13 protein-coding genes are annotated in these 17,550 nt (G+C 41.6%); 8 read left to right on the forward strand and 5 right to left on the reverse strand.

Translation table 11 applies throughout. The features are described 5' to 3' along the window. Positions 1–361 precede the first annotated feature (361 nt). From AC1DXF_RS27200 to AC1DXF_RS27210, 3 genes are read left to right on the forward strand one after another with little or no spacing between them, the layout of a single operon-like run. Complete coding sequence (locus tag AC1DXF_RS27200; protein ID WP_477451837.1) at positions 362–3,652, forward strand: tetratricopeptide repeat protein; 3,291 nt, start codon at positions 362–364, stop codon at positions 3,650–3,652. Beyond that, a complete protein-coding gene (locus AC1DXF_RS27205) occupies positions 3,652–5,574 on the forward strand; it encodes a DUF3857 domain-containing protein (protein WP_477451838.1) in 1,923 nt (640 codons plus the stop codon). The genes AC1DXF_RS27200 and AC1DXF_RS27205 overlap by 1 nt, the downstream gene beginning before the upstream one ends. Then, positions 5,571–7,547 carry a DUF3857 domain-containing protein gene (locus tag AC1DXF_RS27210; RefSeq protein WP_477451839.1) on the forward strand — a complete coding sequence of 659 codons (1,977 nt, stop codon included), beginning with the start codon at positions 5,571–5,573 and terminating at the stop codon, positions 7,545–7,547. The genes AC1DXF_RS27205 and AC1DXF_RS27210 overlap by 4 nt, the downstream gene beginning before the upstream one ends. A gap of 219 nt (positions 7,548–7,766) precedes the next feature. On the opposite strand, the gene AC1DXF_RS27215 is transcribed toward AC1DXF_RS27210, so the two are convergent. The 4 genes from AC1DXF_RS27215 to AC1DXF_RS27230 all read right to left on the reverse strand — a co-directional run bounded on the left by AC1DXF_RS27215 (position 7,767) and on the right by AC1DXF_RS27230 (position 10,487). Further along, positions 7,767–8,336, reverse strand: coding sequence for a dihydrofolate reductase family protein (locus AC1DXF_RS27215; RefSeq protein WP_477451840.1), 570 nt, complete (start codon positions 8,334–8,336; stop codon positions 7,767–7,769). 71 nt (positions 8,337–8,407) lie between these two features. Continuing rightward, positions 8,408–9,283 carry an alpha/beta fold hydrolase gene (locus tag AC1DXF_RS27220; RefSeq protein WP_477451841.1) on the reverse strand — a complete coding sequence of 292 codons (876 nt, stop codon included), beginning with the start codon at positions 9,281–9,283 and terminating at the stop codon, positions 8,408–8,410. A gap of 334 nt (positions 9,284–9,617) precedes the next feature. Then, the gene (locus tag AC1DXF_RS27225; RefSeq protein WP_477451842.1) at positions 9,618–10,049 is read right to left on the reverse strand and encodes a hypothetical protein; all 432 of its coding nucleotides are present in this window, start codon (positions 10,047–10,049) and stop codon (positions 9,618–9,620) included. 156 nt (positions 10,050–10,205) lie between these two features. After that, entirely contained in the window at positions 10,206–10,487 is a 282-nt protein-coding gene (locus AC1DXF_RS27230; protein ID WP_477451843.1) for a hypothetical protein, read from the reverse strand. A 484-nt stretch (positions 10,488–10,971) separates the two neighbouring features. Between AC1DXF_RS27230 and AC1DXF_RS27235 the strand changes: the two genes are divergently transcribed. Continuing rightward, positions 10,972–11,544, forward strand: coding sequence for a hypothetical protein (locus AC1DXF_RS27235; RefSeq protein WP_477451844.1), 573 nt, complete (start codon positions 10,972–10,974; stop codon positions 11,542–11,544). Between the two features lie 266 nt (positions 11,545–11,810). Here AC1DXF_RS27235 and AC1DXF_RS27240 read toward each other — a convergent pair whose 3' ends face one another. Beyond that, positions 11,811–12,026 carry a hypothetical protein gene (locus tag AC1DXF_RS27240; protein ID WP_477420782.1) on the reverse strand — a complete coding sequence of 72 codons (216 nt, stop codon included), beginning with the start codon at positions 12,024–12,026 and terminating at the stop codon, positions 11,811–11,813. A 674-nt stretch (positions 12,027–12,700) separates the two neighbouring features. On the opposite strand from AC1DXF_RS27240, the gene AC1DXF_RS27245 reads away from it, so the two are divergent. The 4 genes from AC1DXF_RS27245 (at position 12,701) to AC1DXF_RS27260 (ending at position 16,825) form a co-directional block, all read left to right on the forward strand. After that, complete coding sequence (locus tag AC1DXF_RS27245; protein WP_477451845.1) at positions 12,701–13,660, forward strand: hypothetical protein; 960 nt, start codon at positions 12,701–12,703, stop codon at positions 13,658–13,660. 35 nt (positions 13,661–13,695) lie between these two features. Further along, entirely contained in the window at positions 13,696–14,283 is a 588-nt protein-coding gene (locus tag AC1DXF_RS27250) for a hypothetical protein (RefSeq protein ID WP_477451846.1), read from the forward strand. A gap of 58 nt (positions 14,284–14,341) precedes the next feature. Beyond that, the gene (locus AC1DXF_RS27255; RefSeq protein ID WP_477451847.1) at positions 14,342–15,067 is read left to right on the forward strand and encodes a hypothetical protein; all 726 of its coding nucleotides are present in this window, start codon (positions 14,342–14,344) and stop codon (positions 15,065–15,067) included. A gap of 483 nt (positions 15,068–15,550) precedes the next feature. Next, a complete protein-coding gene (locus AC1DXF_RS27260) occupies positions 15,551–16,825 on the forward strand; it encodes a glycosyltransferase (RefSeq protein ID WP_477451848.1) in 1,275 nt (424 codons plus the stop codon). The last annotated feature ends 725 nt before the right edge of the window (positions 16,826–17,550 follow it).

Below are 17,550 nucleotides of genomic sequence, written 5' to 3' on the forward strand. Positions count from 1 at the left end.
TATAAAAGGGGCGAAGCTGTAAAAACAGGGGGTGAAATGATTTAAGAGGATGGGTGGGGTAAAGGGGGATTATACAGGCCGAATATTCATAATTTTATACTTTACAGGTTGAAACCTGGTGTATACTAAGCATGCAGATTACGGATAGGGGAGGCTGGCGCACCGAAAGCAGTCCTTGTAGTTTTATGTAAAACAATTAATATCAGGATCTTTTTGGAGATGCGGAGATTAACGCAATTATTTTAGTCCCTGCCATTTGATACAGTTAAGCATCGCGATTTTTTATTTCAAAAAGCTTTAGTTTGTTTTCAAAAAAAATAATAATTTCACTGTCCGAAGGCCTTGTTTGAAACCTTATCACATGAAATACCATTACTATTTGTTTTTGTTGCTTGCTGTACTATGCAAAGCTTCTTTTGCCCAAAAAATTGAACTTGTTAATTCGGGCGATGTAATTAAGCAATCTATTACACTTTATGATTCTGCCAGGTATAAAGATGCCCTTAAACTGCTTACCAAAGTTAACCGCAGCGATACCAATTACGTATGGTCGGTTTACGAAAAGGCAGTTAACTGCTCGGCCGATAGCCAATACACTCAGTCTATAAAATATTGCCAGGAAGCGCTTGCGCTTACAACGCAGCGCGAGTATGAGCCAGAATTGTATAATACCTACGGCAACGCTTTAGATGATTTGGGCCAGCCCGAAAAAGCGCTTAAAGTTTTTGATGCGGCTATAGCCAAATATCCGGCATATTCGTTATTGTATTTTAATAAGGGCATAGCTTATATCGCCTTGAAGCGCTATGCCGATGCCGAAGCGATGTTTCAAAAAACGTTGCTGATTAACCCATACATGTACAGCGCGCATTTTCAACTGGGGATCGTCGCACTGCAGGAGGGGAAAATTATGCCTGCGTTTTTGAGTATCGTGGGCTACCTGCTGGTTAATCCCGAAGGCAAGTATTGGTCGCGGTCGATAGGCTTGCTGGATAAAATATCAAAAGGCACGGATGAAATACTTGAATATAAAAAGAACAAGACCGGCCCGCCCGATGAAACCTATGCCGAGGTGGAAGATATTGTGCTTTCAAAAATAGCGCTCGATAAATCATACAAACCCCTGGTTTCTATAGACGACCCCATTTCGCGCCAAATACAGGCTGTTTTTGAAAAGCTGGAATATCAAAAAGACAGTAAAGATTTCTGGATACAGTACTACCTGCCTTATTACAAACAGGTTTTTAGCCAGGGAAAATTCGAATCGTTCATATTCCACGCATTTTCAAACGTGAATTTGCCCGTTGTTAAAGATTACAACAAAAAGCATAAAAAAGAGCTCGATAAATTTATTGAGGAAGCAGCAGATTATTTTAACCAGATACGTTACACGCGCCATTTGAATTACAGTGAACGTGATACTATTAAACAAAAGTATTACTACGAAGATGGCCGGCTGATAGGCAAGGGGGAATTATCCGCCGATAAAAAAAATATTATCGGTCCGTGGCTATCATATTATGGCGCCGGTAACAAAAAAGCTATCGGTGCTTACAATTCTGCGGGAGAGAAAATAGGGACCTGGACCTATTATTTTTATTCGGGAGTTTTGAAAGCGAAAGAGACCTATACCGCCGGTAAACTTAACGGCACGCAGGAATATTATTTTGAAAACGGTAATTTAAGTTCGCTGGAGAATTTTGTTAACGGGAGCCTGGAAGGTATAAGCAATACCTACAACTATGGAGGTAACATTAAATCGGCCGCCACTTACAAGCAAGGCAAAAAAGATGGGGTTGAACGCAAGTATTATGCTAACGGAAGCCTGCTGGAAGTGAATAATTACACCAATGATGCCCTTAACGGCATTGCCACCGAATACTTTAAAAACGGCAAAGTTAAAAGTACATCGCACTATAGTGCCGGCAAAGCCGATGGACCTTATAAGGCGTCGTTCGAAACGTTGGGTATAGCAAACGAAGGCCAGTTTGTAAAGGATAATGCCGAAGGCGAATGGAAGTTTTACTATGAATCGGGCAAGATCAAAGAAAAGCGCAGTTACGTAAATAACAACGAGGACGGCCCGCATACCGAGTACTATGAAAATGGGCAGGTATCTGTTACCTACACTGTTAAAAAAGGTAAAATAACCGGCGAGGCGGTTTATTACCGCGAGGACGGCAAGGTTTGGTCGAAATATGTGTATGATAACAGTATTATCGTATCGGTTAATTACGCTGATGCTGCGGGCCGCCAGCTTTATAGTGCCGAATCGAAAACCGGGATAACCGATTTAGTTACTTACAGTAAGGGTGGTTATAAAAAAATGCACAGACATTTTAATGCCAAATATGAACTGGAAGGGCCGGATACTTTGTTTTACCCATCTGGAAAAGTTAACGAGATTAATGAATATAAAAACGATAAGTTAAACGGCACGTCGCTTACCTGGTACCCAAGCGGTAAAAAGAAATCAGAGATACCTGTAGTTGATAACGAAAGTGACGGTTATGCGGTAACTTACCATGCCAACGGCACGCCGGAGGCAGAAGGCTGGATGAAAGCAGGCCAGCACCAGGGCGAATGGAATTATTATGACGAAAAGGGCAGGCTTAGCAGCCGGTCGTACTATTTAAACAACGACCTGGATGGTTATAAAGAAACTTATAGCCCCAACGGCAAAAAAAACCTGGAGGAAAAATATCACCTGGGCTGGCTGGAGAAAATGACCCAGTATGATACCACCGAAAAAGTAATTGCAGTAGATACCTTCCCCAAGGCTACCGGAAAATATAAACTGGTTTATGACAACGGCAAACCAATGTTAGAAGGTAACTATGTTAAGGGCGAGTTTGACGGCCCCTTTAAAACCTACTATTTTGACGGCAGCCTGGAGAGTAGCTATGTATATAAAAGGGGTGGGATAGATAGCATGTATGTAAGTTACCGCTATGGCGGCAAAAAAAAATCAGAGGGCATGTTTAACAATGGCGATAAAACCGGCACCTGGAAGTTTTATGGCGAAGACGGAAAACTAAGCGGTACCAACAATTATGTGAACGATGAGCTTAGCGGCGAAAAAACCTATTACTTTGAAAACGGGGTTAAGGATTACATCGGCACGTACAAAGCTGGTGTGCTTGATGGGCCGGTCAAAAAATATGATCCCGATGGCAGCCTGGCCTACCAAATCAATTTTGAAGATGATAAAGCAATTTCCTACTCGTACCTGGCAGCAGATGGCAAATTAACCCCGGCGGCTGTTTTAGCATATAACAATGGCACCTTAAAAACCTACTTTGCAAACGGCAAACTATCGAGGGAATGCAGTTATAGCGATGGGGTAAAAAATGGCCATGATGTGATGTATTATACAAACGGACAAATCCGGGACGAAGATAGCCCGGTATATGGGCTGGCCTTCGGGGTAACAAAGATCTACTATCCCAATGGAAAGCTAAAATCTGTATATAGTTACAATATGGATAATGCGAATGGGATTGGTAAGGAGTACTATCTCAACGGCAACATAAAGAAAGAGATGAGCTTTGATAACGACGAATATCATGGGCCGACAAAATACTTTGATGAAAACGGAAAGCTGATGAAAACGATGTGGTATTATTATGATAAACTTATAGCCGTAAAATAATGAATAGATCACATTTATTATTTGGCGCTTTATTTAGCTGTTTTTGCGCGTGTTTTAACACCGCAAATGCCCAGGACTTTGAAACTTTGCGCAAGCAATTCCCCGATGAAAAAGCCGTGGTTTTAAACCGGGTTTTTGAATACAATATCGATATTAAAAATGGCGCCCCGCATGTAGAAAGTAAAGAACTACAGCAGATAGAATACCTGCTGGGCAGCGCTACCGCCTATATGGGCAGCTACGGTTTTTCGCACAGCGATTTTCATAAACTGGTATCATACGAGGCGTTTACACAGGCAGCCGATGGTAAAAAGCTGAAGGTTAGCGATTTTACAACCAACGACGATAAAGCAGGCTTCGTTTTTTACGACGATGTAAAGGAAACAACATTTCACTTCCCATCTGTCGAACCGGGTGCCATCGGTAATTTGAAGGTTTCATGGGCCAATAAAGATCCACACCTGTTATCGCCCTATTACTTCACCGGGTACATGCCCATCATTAACAGCGAGCTCAAGGTATCGGTATCAAAAGATATCTCCCTTAAATACCAGTTTGTTGGGCAGGATACCGGCAATATCAAGGTTAATATCGAAAGCAAAGGCCGTAATAAGATCTATACTTTTCAATATAAAAATTGCCCGGCCGATAGGTCGTACCACAACGCGCCTGGTTATGCGTGGTACTCGCCGCACGTTGTTTTTTATTTAGATAGTTATAAAGACGAAAAGGGTAATACCGTGCCTTACCTATCCGGCCTGGACGATCTTTATCATCTCAGTTACAGCTATCTTAAAAACGTGAATACCGCGGTAACCCCGATAGTTAAGCACATTGTCGATTCGCTTACCGTTGGCATGCATACCGACGAAGAAAAGGCGCGGAGTATATATTCATGGGTGCAGGGCAATATCAAATATGTGGCCTTTGAGGATGGTATGGGCGGTTTTATCCCCCGGGATGCCGGGCTGGTATGTAGCAGGCGCTTTGGCGATTGCAAAGATATGGCCAGCATCCTTACCGAAATGCTAAATGCTGCCGGCGTAAAAGCGTACTTTACCTGGATAGGCACGCGCGACCTGCCTTATAAATTTACCCAAACGCCATTACCGCTGGTAAGCAACCACATGATTTGTACCATTGAAATAGGCGGTAAGTTTATCTTTTTAGATGGTACCGACCCCACCTGTGTTTTCGGCATGCCGTCGTCGGGCATCCAGGAAAAGGAAGCTTTGATAGCCATTAACGAGAAGGAATATAAGGTTTTAAATGTTCCGGTGGTCGAAAAAAATAAAAACATGCTGGTAGATAGCACCTGGCTTGAAATGGGCGTTAACGGCATTAAAGGCCATATAAAACGCGATATAAAAGGCTATTTCGCCATGGAAATGCATGCTAAAATGATGTATTGGGATAAAACAAAGATGGACGATTACATGAAGGCCGAATTTGTGCGCGGATCGAACAAGTTTAAGCTGGATTCTTTTTATGTTGATAAAAAACAAAGCGCCGGCGAACTATCCATACATGCCAATTTTACCCTGCCCGATTATGGTAAAAAGCTTGGCGACGATTATTACCTGAACGTTAACCTGTTTAAGTTTTTTCAGAACGAACAGTTAGATTATCCTAAACGCAAAGCACCCGTTGAGCAGGATTTTAATTTTGTAAAAAAATACGTTACCCTGTTTAAAGTACCTGATGGGTACCAGGTTTCTTATTTGCCCAAAAGCAAAGCTTACCATAACAAAGTATGGGGCTTTGATATTAAATACGAACAAAATGGTAATTGGGTAACCATGACCCAGGAGTTTGATAACGATAACCTGATGCTTGCAGCAAGCCAGTTTGATCAATGGAATAATGTGCTGCAAAACCTATACCCTTTATATAAAGAAACCTTAAGCCTCGCAAAAAAATGAAACTTGTTATAAAAAAATCCCTTGGCCTGTTAACCGTTTTATTAGCAGCCCCGGGCGTGTACGCGCAGTTGCCGCAGATAGAAAAAGAAACCTGGGCAGATAAGCCGGTTATTCACAAAATAGATAGCAAATATGCCAAAGAGTCGGGCGTAGTTGTGCTGGATAAACGCCGGGTAGAGTTTGCCGACGAAGGCAAAGACGCCATTGCAGAGTATTATACGCTGCACAAAATTATTCATATTAATGATGACAGGGGTATCGAGGCTTATAACAGGATTTACCTGGGCATTAGCGATAAAGCCGACATTGTAGATATTAAGGCCCGTAATATTTTGCCCAGCGGCAAAATAATTGAGCTTAACAAAGATGATATCAAAGAAGTAAAAGAAAAAGACGACGAAGTTTATAAGATATTCGCGATGGATGGCCTTGAAAAAGGCAGCGAGGTTGAATACTATTACACGTTTAAAAGGCCAGCTACTTTTTTTGGCCGCGAGATAGTGCAGGGAAGCGCCCCGGTATTGCAAGCCCGGTTTCAGCTGTTTGCACCTAAAAGACTAAAGTTTGAGGTGAAGCCTTATAATACCGAAGCCATAAGCAAGGATACCGTAATTAACGAAAAATCTTTCAGCGAATGCCTTTTTACCGAAACACCCGGTGCCGAAAAGGAAAAATATGCCAACTATTACTCCGACCTTAAAAGGGTAGAGTTTAAACTGGCCTATAACGAAGCCAGCAGCAAAACCGAGCGCATGTATACCTGGAACCAGCTGGCCAAAAGAATTTACAGCGTATACACCGATTATGCTGATAATGAAACCAAAGCCGTTGCCGATATTGTTAACAAAAACGGCTGGGCAACGCTTACCGGCGAGGCAGCCAAAATAATGGCGGTTGAAAATTACATTAAAAAAAATATCTCGTACCACGAAGAGTTAAAGGGCGACAATGAAAACAGGATAACAACCATTCTGCATAATAAAAACGGAGGTACCATAGGGATTATACGGTTATACAGCGCATTTTACCAAAACCTAGGCATAAACTACCAGTTTGTGCTGACTGCCGAACGCGATAAATACCTGATTGATAAAACCTTTGAAAACTGGAATAATTGCGATTACCCGGTACTATATTTCCCGGCCCAGGCCAAATTCCTGGCGCCAACCCGGGCCGACTACCGCTACCCCTGGATCCCTTCACTGTGGGGGGCAACCAATGGCCTGTATTGCAAGCATACCACTTTGGGCAATTTTTCGACAGCTATAGCCGAAATTAAGACCGTGCCGCTGGAGGATTATACCAAATCGATGCAAAACATGGAGGCTACCATAACCTTCAGTAAGGACCTTGATTCGTTAATAACCGATGCCAAACAAATTTTTGGCGGCTATGCGGCAACCGGCTATCGCGATGCCTTCAACTACGCTAACGATGAGCAAAAACAACAGCTGATTAAGGACCTTACCAAAAACTATTTCAGCTCCGAAACCATTCTTTCTTCGGAAGTATTAAACCAGCCTTTTGAAAGCCAGAACACCAACCTGCCGTTAATTTTGCACATCAAGGCCAAATCCGGCGCGTTTTTAGAAAATGCGGGCAACAAGCTGCTCCTGAAAATTGGCATGGCCATAGGCCCCCAGGTAGAAATGTACCAGGACAAGCCACGTCAATTGCCGGTTGATATGGGCTTTGGCCACGTGGAAGAACGTACACTTGAAGTTACCATCCCCGATGGCTATAAGATCAAAAACCTGAACGACCTGAAAATTGACCAAACCTACAAGGAAGGCGACGAATTAACCATGGGCTTTGTATCCAATTATGAACTAAAAGGAAACCTGCTTACCATCCACATCATGGAGCAATACCGCAAACCTATGTACCCTATCACTATATTTGATCCGTTCCGCAAAATCATTAATGCATCGTCCGATTTTAATAAGGTAGTGCTGGTATTGGAAAAGATATAGGGACAGGTGCCCCTCTGATAACAAATGTGGCGCTTTCCCGAACATGGTGTTTTTGTTTGGGGTGAATAACGATATCGCTGTTGCAGACTATGGGTATAGTAGTTGGGAAACAGGTAAAATAAAGAGACTGTCCCAATGAGACAGTCTCTTTATTTTTAATTGTTTGGGTAATATACTGGTCAGGGTGAACAAACCGATAATACCTGAGTCAGTGAAATATCAGGATTTCAGCGGTCCAACGTGTTGGTAAGTGTTGATGAGCAAACCTGTGGGTGTGGTCTTTGAGTCAACAAAGGCAAGTTCCCGGGCGTTAATACTGTCTGATAATAAGCGTTTACCCCGGCCAAGCAAAACCGGGTAGGTGATGAGCACAACCTCATCGGCCAGTCCCTGGTCAAGCAACACCGATGTTAGCGTCGAACTTCCCACCACGATCAGGTCCGGGCCGTCTGTCGACTTTAGATCGCGAATCGCCTGGATAATGTCCTCGCCCAAATGCTGTACCGGGCCCCATTCCAGGCTGTCGGGCCTGTGGGTTGCGATGTGTTTGGTTGCAGCGTTGATGGCATTTGCCATTGGGAAATTTCCGGCAGTAGGCCAAAAGCCGCTGAATATATCATAGGTGTGGCGGGCAAGCAGCAGGTCGAAGTTGGGTCCGTATGCCTCCAGGAGCATTGCCGCCCCGGCAGGGCTCCGATAGGGTGTTGTCCATGCGCCATAGGTGTAGTCTCCGTCGTGTTCTATCACGCCATCCAGCGAGATATGCTCAAAAATTCTGATTTTTCTCATTTGGTTATAATTAGTTCATAGATAAATCTGATATCAATATTCCTTTTTTAAAAATACCAGGTACCATTTTGTTACTTTAAAAAGTCATCCAGGTAACCTAATATGGTTTTAGTCTGCATCATCAGGCTGACATGGCTTTGCGCGGGAACAATGGCCAAACGCGATTTTGGCATCGGCCCCAAATCGGCAGATACGCCGCCTCCCAGTAATTGGTACGTTTTCATCAATTCCACTTTGTCCAGGCCATCATTGTCGCCCGAGATAAGCAATACCGGCGAGGTGATTTTTTTAATATTGGCTTCACCCACGTCAAATGGAACGGCGGCAAAAGCAATCATTTGTTCAATAAACTTTCTCCATTTTGTTTTGTCGGGCGCTACTGCATCATATGCGGTTTTTATAGGCGTATTGTCAAAAAAATCAGGTTTAAAATCTTTAAACCCACTATTGATAACCGGCAGCCAGCCGTTAGTTTTGTAGGTAGAAGATATGATTACTAATTTTCGTACCCGTTTGGGGCTTTTCGCCGCCAACTGGTAAGCTATAGAGCCGCCCATACTATACCCTGCCACATCGGCGCTATCAAGTTTTAAAAAATTCATTACCCCTTCCACATCACTTGCCAGGGTAGCAATGTCTAATTTTCTGTCCGAAAACGGGGTGTGGCCATGTCCCTGCAATTCCAGGGCAATTACCTTTCTTGTTTTCGACAATTCAGGTATTAATTGCGACCAGTTCATCTCAATGGTATAAAATGCACCATGTAGCAAAATAAGAGGCTTGCCCTCACCATATACCTCATAGTAAACCTTAATGCCATTAACAGGCGCATAGCCACTGCTTGCAGGTTTAAGCTGCTGGCCGTTAGATTGCAACACTGTAAAAAATAGAATAGCGATTAATAATACCGGTTTCAGGATAGCAGCTCCTTTAAATACTTTTTTCATAAAATGTAATTTAGGTTGTTTTAATTTTATTGACAATACAAATATCGATTGCAATTAGGGGTTTTACGCTGTGTAAACATGACAAAATTAAGGGTGGATCGCGACAAATAGTGTCGTTATCTTAATCGTGTAATGACGGATAGTCTTTAGCCTAAAGTCTTAAGTTTTAAGTCAGGAATGAACAGATTTATCTTTTGACTTACGACTTAGTACTATTAACTTAACACCAGGTGCCCGGCTGTAGTGCCCGGCAACGAAAAGTACTTGCGGGTGCGGTGAAAATATAGATCATACGCTTAATGCAAGCTACAAATCAATCCGTCAATCAAATTCGCTAAAACCTTCTAAAATTAAAAGCGGACGGAGGTGTTGGAGTGAATATTGTTGCTCTTCGCGATTTAGAATCAGGAGTAAACAAACATTCAGCCAGGGCTTTTACATGGTCCCCGTTAAATGGAATTGATGTGCCTTCCCATTGCCAGTAACTCCGTGCGTCAAAATCCAGATGGAAACTTCCAATGTAGTAGTTTTCAAAATTCTGGCCATAGTTAATGATACAGTAATCCGGCAGGTCGAGATTTTTCATTTCATATAGCTCAAGACCTTTGTAGTAGTCTTCATCCATTAACTCACGGTAGAAATATAGTTTTTCCAGCTTGCCCGATTTTAGGTTCGGTGGTTTTTTTGATTGCAGTAATAGTGGGCTAACATATATAGCACGTTCCCCGCTTTCTGTTTGGATAGTTACCGCATAAAAGTTAAGCATAGTGTTTTAGATTTAGATTGTGGATATCTGCGTGAGCCAGTATATTATCCTTTAATATATGCACTATATTGATAAGTCCAAAATTTGGAGCTGATTGAACCAGGAATTTTTAACTGTTTAACTTTTGGTAAGATATTATGCTGTTTAAGCTCTGAATTACCGGTCGTCCGGTTTCCAAAAGTAAGCAGCTACATCAGCGATCTTTATTTTTGATGCTCTGGTTAAATACGGATATTTAGCTGCCAAACGATCCTGGGTTATTTTATGATTTAAACATTCATCCTCTCCAGCCCATGTAGTATCGTTTACACCATATTGTAATATATCATAGATAATCTTATAAATATTATCCCCATACTCATTTCTGACAGAATTTGAAGAATCTGTAACAGTAACGCAATTTATAATAGCTTCATTCACCCTGTCTTCAATTGTCATATAATCAAAAATATTAAGTTTATCTTTAATAGTCCAAACTTCGCCGCCACTATTCGCGCATAATCATTAACAATTTTCCACCATCTAAACTAGAATAGCGGCCACGGGATGTTTTTCAAGCAGATCCTGAAGGGGCGGAAGTTAAAAGGTCGATAGACTGCTCCAGAGGAGCAAAGCTTTGTAGTATCAATAAATTAATATCTATTGCGTGCCAGAGGTACGCTACCTAATGTATATCAAAAAAACAATTCTTTTTTGGCGATGATTGGCCTGTTGGTGACAGCACACAAAGGGGGCGACAAGAAAATACCAACAATGGCGTAACATGCATATGGTATTTATGGTGCGCCTGCATTGCCGCCCAAAACAAATTAGTAACAATTGGGCGGCAATTGCATCTTATTGGCAATTTATAAACCTACGCATTGGGCAAATGATTAAAAAATATTCAGTTTTAGCGGGAGTAGTAATCTCTTTGATTTTAATGGCGATAGCAATTTCAGTTTACCCGGGCGGCACCATGTACGATGAAACTACTGTTGGCTTTAGCTGGACAAAAAACTTTATAAGCAACCTGTTTGGAACAAGGGCGTTAAACGGCGCCGAAAACCCTGCCATGATTTGGGCATACTCGGGAATGATCCTTTTCCCGTGTAGTTATGCCTTGTTTTTTATTCATATGGGAAAAAAACTACCCGAAAAAAATGCGGGCGTTATACTCAAATATGGCGGGTTGGCCAATGTTGTTTTTACGTTTTTAACCGTAACACGTTATCACGATTTAATGCTGATTATATCAACCACCTTGTTTTGGTCGGGCATAGTTGTTATCACGATTTTTATCCTGAAAACAAGGCTTCATTTGTTTAAGTTCCTTTGTATCATTTGTTTGCTGTTTTTTTATTACGGTGTATACCTGTGGGGCACCAGTAATTGGGACCTATTGCCAATAATACAAAAGGTAAATTTTTTGACTTCGACCTTATTAATTTTAGGGCTTGAGTATTTTACCAAACCCGAAGATTTCGCCCATATTAAAATTAAGAAGGTTCATTAGTGTACTGGTTTATTGGTTCATTAGTTCCTCCGGCTATCGCAAAGTGTTTTCGCCGGCGTTTCAATAAATACCGGGGTGGCTCGCTGGCGGGTAAATGAACCGGGCAAAAGAGTAGTACGAGAGGATTAAGGTTGAGAACAAACATTGGTGATTGTCCTAAAGGGATGGCGTATACGAAGGCACTTGCGGGGAGCGCTTAGTCTTGTATCCTAATTAAACTTTCGGACTTCTTGAACTGTTTGTCAAATGGTTGGATCGTACGAACATTATAATTCATTCAATAATTCTGACGCCGGGCGGCTTTTGATCGTGCCTGCCTTAACTTTATCGGCAAGCTTAAAAGCCTTTTTAATATGGGTTAATTCTTCCAGTACCGCAGCATCGGGCGCAGACAAGGGTTTAGCTTTCACATAGGAGTGGCTTTTAAGCAATTCCAGAAAGCTATCTGCTTTATTATCAGCAATGTCGATTACAAGTTTCATTGTCCTACCTTATACTACAAATGTACCATTAAAACATTAAAAAGTAAATAGGAAGATTGCCGGGATGTAAATCAAATTGTCGCCAAACAGTTGCCTTTGTTACCGCAAGTCGTGCGTTGTGGCCATTGAGCGATGGCCGACTTGACTTTCTTAGTCTGAAAGTTCTGCCTCCATAAGAAACACCGCCCCATCAGCCTAAAGGGTGATACGAGAAGATTTGCGTTACGTGAAAGATTGGTGATTGTCCTAAAGGCATAGCGTATACTTAGCATGCGGGCCACAAGTCGGGGACGCTTGCGGCAGCGAGGGGAAGCATTAGCCGCCCGGTTTTATTACCACTCACACATTAAGAGATTGCGTTATGACGATTGCTTGCTAAACCTTGAAAAAGAATTTTTTATAACAAACCTTTACATATCCCAACGGCTAACAGCACGAACAGAACTTATCAAAAAGCTTGTTGACAAAAAGGCAAATAAACGCGGATTAAAAAAACAATACCCGCATTACGATTGGAATTTAAAAAGCTTTTAAAAGCATTTTAAAGCCTTTTTAAAATTACCTATATTTGTATATGGCTACCATGCCATAAAGCCGTTAAGAGGGCTGTGTCGGTCAAAAGCCGTTGCACAAATCCCGGACTTAACGGCTTTGTAATTTAAACCTTACAGCTTATGGATTTATCAACTATTTTAGCAAGTAACCCGGATTATATATCAAGGGTTAATAATAGTGTTGGTATTCTTCAATCTAACTTTACAGAGATAAAGAAGTATCTTGATGGACCTTTATCCGATGATAATTTCAACAAAACATTTCTATTATTTTTGGATGTTTTCGATCTGATACCACTACTTAAGGCTAAACTTACGATGCCTCAAATAGTAAGGGGTAGAATGCATAAACAGGGTGATTCATTATGTAATGAACGTTGGCAAGTTTCTTACAATTGGAGATTTAAGGACAAAATAAAATTAGGCAGGTTTAATCAAGAAGGTGAACCATTATTTTACGGTTCTTTGCCAACTGAATCGAAAGAAATGGATTATGTGCTTTCTTGTTCTTTGGAATGTTGTAAAGAGTTAGCAGACGAATATAACGCCCCCGATGTGCAAGATATTACGCTTAGTGGATGGCTGATTGACAAACCATTCGAGGTAATAATTCTATGTTTTGACGATCTGCATTTGACGAACAATCCCAATCTAAAACAGGCAGTCGACACATATTTTGAAGCTATTAAAACTCATTTTTCACAGGAAGTCGCTCGTTTTATAGAAGCTTTTTTACGTTACTTTTCTGAATTGAGCCGTACTATTATGGATAAAAACCAATGTTATCAAGTGTTAACGCCAATGTTTATCGCTATGAAGTACTATTCAGAAACCCAAAATAAAGAGCCTATATACGGCTTAATATATCCCAGTGCAATGAGTTTGGCACAAGGATTAAACGTAGTTCTAACCCGCGAGGCTGTAAAGCAATTTCTTAGACTTGACAAAGTAGTTATGTATAGATATTGCCTGGTTAAACCGGAACGTAAAACATGGGTAGCTGATAAATGCAGCGACATTGTGAAGGTTAAAGGCCATAAATTTAAAATAACCGGGTATGTACCGCCTGGACGATATTAACAGCGTAATTTGACAAATCAATAAAATAATAAACCATGGGAAACCCATTTGAACAATTCCAAACAGATACCATAAGAATTATTAGTAAGGATGGTAATAATACTTCCGCCAATCTAAAAGCCCATGTTACCCCCGTAAAAATAAGTTTGTATGATTTGAGTGTAGACATCTTTGAAGGTGATTTTGTGGAACGGGACTTGCCAAATAATCGCGCCGAACGTTATGAAATACTTGAAGCAAATTATCATGATAAATTTCAAGTTATTCCTGCTCATTATATTCTAAAAGTTAGAAAAACAACCGCAATTAAACCAAGTAATCAAACAAAGACAGTTTATAATCTTCACGGAAACAATAGCCGGGTTTATAATCATTCTCAAGATCATTCATCCAATATTATAAATGAATCAAACAATAATGTATTCAACCAACTAAAACAGGTTGTTAATGACAATATTGGTGAAAATACGATATTGCTAACGCTATTATCAGAAATGGAAGAAGCCAAAGGAAAGCCAAATTATTTGGACAAATATTCGGCCTTTATAGCAAATGCTGCTAATCACATGACATTGATAACACCCTTTATACCGGCCTTAACCGCCTTTATTCCAGGGCATTAATATGCATAAACGTTATTTATTGTAATATCACTTAGCGCAAACAATTATATTAAGATTTATGGAGATATCGCAAGAAATAATATTAGAGTACCTAAAAGAAAATTCAATATCACTAACAAAGTCAAGCAGTGATATTGATAGGGACGCATTCCTTTATTTAACTCATAAAGGATTAATGACAAAGCATGCTGAAGGATATGCAACCATTACTATGAATGGCAAGGCCTTTTTAAACAATTCATATTATTTTAACCCTGTTCCCGACACGATTTTCGATTGGAAAATGAATATTATCAATCAATTAAAGGAGAGCGAATGCCAACTTAATGGGCATGGTGACCAGTTCGATGCGGCTATATCAGAACTTAAACAAGATGGAATAATTGAGCAAGGCAATTTTGGATATTATAAAACACTTACCACAAAAGGACGATTGTTTTTAAATAGCGGATTAGGGTACAACGATTTTTTAAGTTCATCCGGCTATTCGGCTAAAACAACTGTTTATAATCTGCATGGGGGTAACAGCCGAATTTACAATCAATCACAAGATTATTCATCTAATGTTATCAATGAATCAAGCAACAACGTTTTCAATCAGTTAAAACAGGTTGTTAATGACAATATTGTAGATAATGAATTAATATTAAATCTCTTATCAGAATTGGAAGAGGCAAAAGGGAAGGCCAATTACTTAGAAAAATATAAGGTGTTTATAGCCAATGCAGCCAATCATATGACTTTATTATCTCCGTTTTTACCGGCCTTAACCGCTCTTATTTAAGGCCATAATTAACCAAATGCGTTAATGAAATTTGGATTCAGAACACCATCATTAAAAAAACATTTCGGCAAGGACATCGTTTAAAAGACGAATAATGCCCAAAATGCCAAAAGGATACGGTTTTTTAAGAAATCCCCTTCGCTGGCGCACGCGTGTCGCGTGTGCCCCGCATGCAAATCACGATTTTGTTGTAAAGCCCGTAACCCCACAATTTCTCCACGTTCGCGTTAGGGATATAAGCGGATACCGGCCTTGTGGCTAATGCCGGTGTAGTATGAGCGTTTAGCCCGGCCCGCTTCTATCAGCGGGAAACGCCCTGTTTAGATATGAGATGAATTTGGTTGATGGTTTCCCTGCTTCTGCCGGATTGTTGTGTATATGTGGACTTATCAGCATCGAAACAGAAAAGCACCCACTAATTTTTTAACAATCACTAAAAGAAGTCCTTTTGTATCAGTTCCTTTGTAAATAAACCAACCACAATTGAACATAGGGATTTTTACTTACGGAACACGGGGCGATATACAGCCGTATATTGCCTTGGCTTTAGGCCTTAGCGACAAAAAACACCGGGTAATTATTGCGGCTCCCGAAAATTTTAAGGAATTGGTGGAGGGCTATGGCCTTGCTTTTCATCCGCTGTATGGAAATGCCGAGGAAATGATGAATTCGCCGGAAGGGCAAAACGTATTAAAAACAGAGAATACCATTAAGCTGATGAAGTACTTTTTTAAAGCGCTTCATGAAATAAGGGTACCCTTGCGCAAAAGCTATATAGCGGGAATTAACCAGGTAGATTTTATTATAGCAAATGCTGCAACGCTGCCAATTACAAGCGCGATTGCAGAAAAGCAACATAAAAAAATTGCGCTAACCTATTTTATGCCCCCGGTTGTCCCTACCACCGAATTCCCTTTGGGCGATTTCGACTTCCTGAATTTCCCCTGGTATAATAAGCTTACCTATAAGCTGGCACACCTGTTTTTCTGGAAATTTGTAAAGAAAGAGACCAACGAATTCAGGCAGGAATTGGGCCTGCCCGTTTTAAAGGAAAACCTTGTAGACTATATTGGCAAACAAAAGCCGCTCGACTTATATTGCTTAAGCCCCAGCCTGATCCCTCAACCCAGAGATTGGGATGATAACCATAAAATAACCGGCTTTTTAACTGTTCCCGAAGAAAAAAGAGCAGGCCATTTTAGGGATGAAAGCCCGGCGGGATTAAGTGATTGGTTGCAGCAGGGTGATAAACCCGTATACATTGGTTTTGGCAGTAACGGTGTCGGCAATACCGAAAAGTTTATAGGCATCTTAAACGCCATCTTAAACAAAACCAATGAGCGCATTTTGTTTTGTACAGGCTGGTCGCTTTTTAAAAACTTACCGGCGCATAAAAACCTGTTTGTAACAAAATATGTAAACCACGGCGCTGTTTTACCCAAATGCAAAGCAGGGGTGTTTCACGGTGGCGCGGGTACACTGGCGGCCATGCTGCGAAACGATTTGCCGGTAATCATTATTTCGTTTTACACCGACCAGCCAACCTGGGGAAAAATAGCCGAACGAATGAAATTTGGCGTTCATATCCCGGTTAAAAAGCTCAATGCCGATAAGCTGATTTCGGCATTAACAAAAATTCAAACCAATGAAGTAAGGAACAATACGGCGGCTATTGGTCGGCAAATAAGGAATGAGAACGGACTTGAAAACGCGGTGAACGAAATTGAAAAGTTCTTTATGCAAGTTGGATCTGCATAGTTTTATACTTAGCAGGCTGGCTCAGGGTCCCTTTCCAAGGAGACCCTGAGGGGACGGAAATTGAAAAGTTCTTTAATGAAGAGCCTGCGGGAAATTAAGGAGCGGGGGGAATGTGGTCTATCGCATGGCGGCGACGACTCACCCCGACGAGGCTACGCCCGTCTCCCTTCTCTCCGACTGCGTCGCATAGAAGGGCAAAAAAATAAACAAAACGGGCTTCACCCTCTTTGCGGCTTCAGCCGGAGAGAGGGTGGCCCAGCGCAGCGTCGGCCGGGTGAGTCTTAGCCGGCGTTCAAGCGAATGTTTATGTAAATTCCAATGCGTCATGGGTAGCCTGTCGAAGACTCGCGCGGAGAGGCCTTTGCAACGTCATTTTCCCTTTCCAAGGCGACCCTAAGGGGACGGAAAGGCCTGTCAGTCTGAGCCTGTCGAAGACTCGCGCGGAGAGGCCTTTGCCCACTATGGTTCGACRGGCTCACCATGACAGCCCTTTAACAACGTTATTTTCCCTTTCCAAGGMGACCCTGAGGGGACGGAGAGGCCTGTCAGTCTGAGCCTGTCGAAGACTCGCGCGGAGAGGCCTTTGCCCACTATGGTTCGACAGGCTCACCATGACAGCCCTTTAACAACGTTATTTTCCCTTTYCAAGGMGACCCTGAGGGGACGGAGAGGCCTGTCAGTCTGAGCCTGTCGAAGACTCGCGCGGAGAGGCCTTTGCCCACTAT

This window comes from Mucilaginibacter sp. P2_A5, assembly GCF_056404995.1.

Coding starts and splice junctions, on each gene's coding strand:
- AC1DXF_RS27200 (WP_477451837.1), top strand. CDS start 362: ATGAAATACCATTACTATTTGTTTTTGTTGCTTGCTGTACTATGCAAA.
- AC1DXF_RS27205 (WP_477451838.1), top strand. CDS start 3,652: ATGAATAGATCACATTTATTATTTGGCGCTTTATTTAGCTGTTTTTGC.
- AC1DXF_RS27210 (WP_477451839.1), top strand. CDS start 5,571: ATGAAACTTGTTATAAAAAAATCCCTTGGCCTGTTAACCGTTTTATTA.
- AC1DXF_RS27215 (WP_477451840.1), bottom strand. CDS start 8,336: ATGAGAAAAATCAGAATTTTTGAGCATATCTCGCTGGATGGCGTGATA.
- AC1DXF_RS27220 (WP_477451841.1), bottom strand. CDS start 9,283: ATGAAAAAAGTATTTAAAGGAGCTGCTATCCTGAAACCGGTATTATTA.
- AC1DXF_RS27225 (WP_477451842.1), bottom strand. CDS start 10,049: ATGCTTAACTTTTATGCGGTAACTATCCAAACAGAAAGCGGGGAACGT.
- AC1DXF_RS27230 (WP_477451843.1), bottom strand. CDS start 10,487: ATGACAATTGAAGACAGGGTGAATGAAGCTATTATAAATTGCGTTACT.
- AC1DXF_RS27235 (WP_477451844.1), top strand. CDS start 10,972: ATGGCGATAGCAATTTCAGTTTACCCGGGCGGCACCATGTACGATGAA.
- AC1DXF_RS27240 (WP_477420782.1), bottom strand. CDS start 12,026: ATGAAACTTGTAATCGACATTGCTGATAATAAAGCAGATAGCTTTCTG.
- AC1DXF_RS27245 (WP_477451845.1), top strand. CDS start 12,701: ATGGATTTATCAACTATTTTAGCAAGTAACCCGGATTATATATCAAGG.
- AC1DXF_RS27250 (WP_477451846.1), top strand. CDS start 13,696: ATGGGAAACCCATTTGAACAATTCCAAACAGATACCATAAGAATTATT.
- AC1DXF_RS27255 (WP_477451847.1), top strand. CDS start 14,342: ATGGAGATATCGCAAGAAATAATATTAGAGTACCTAAAAGAAAATTCA.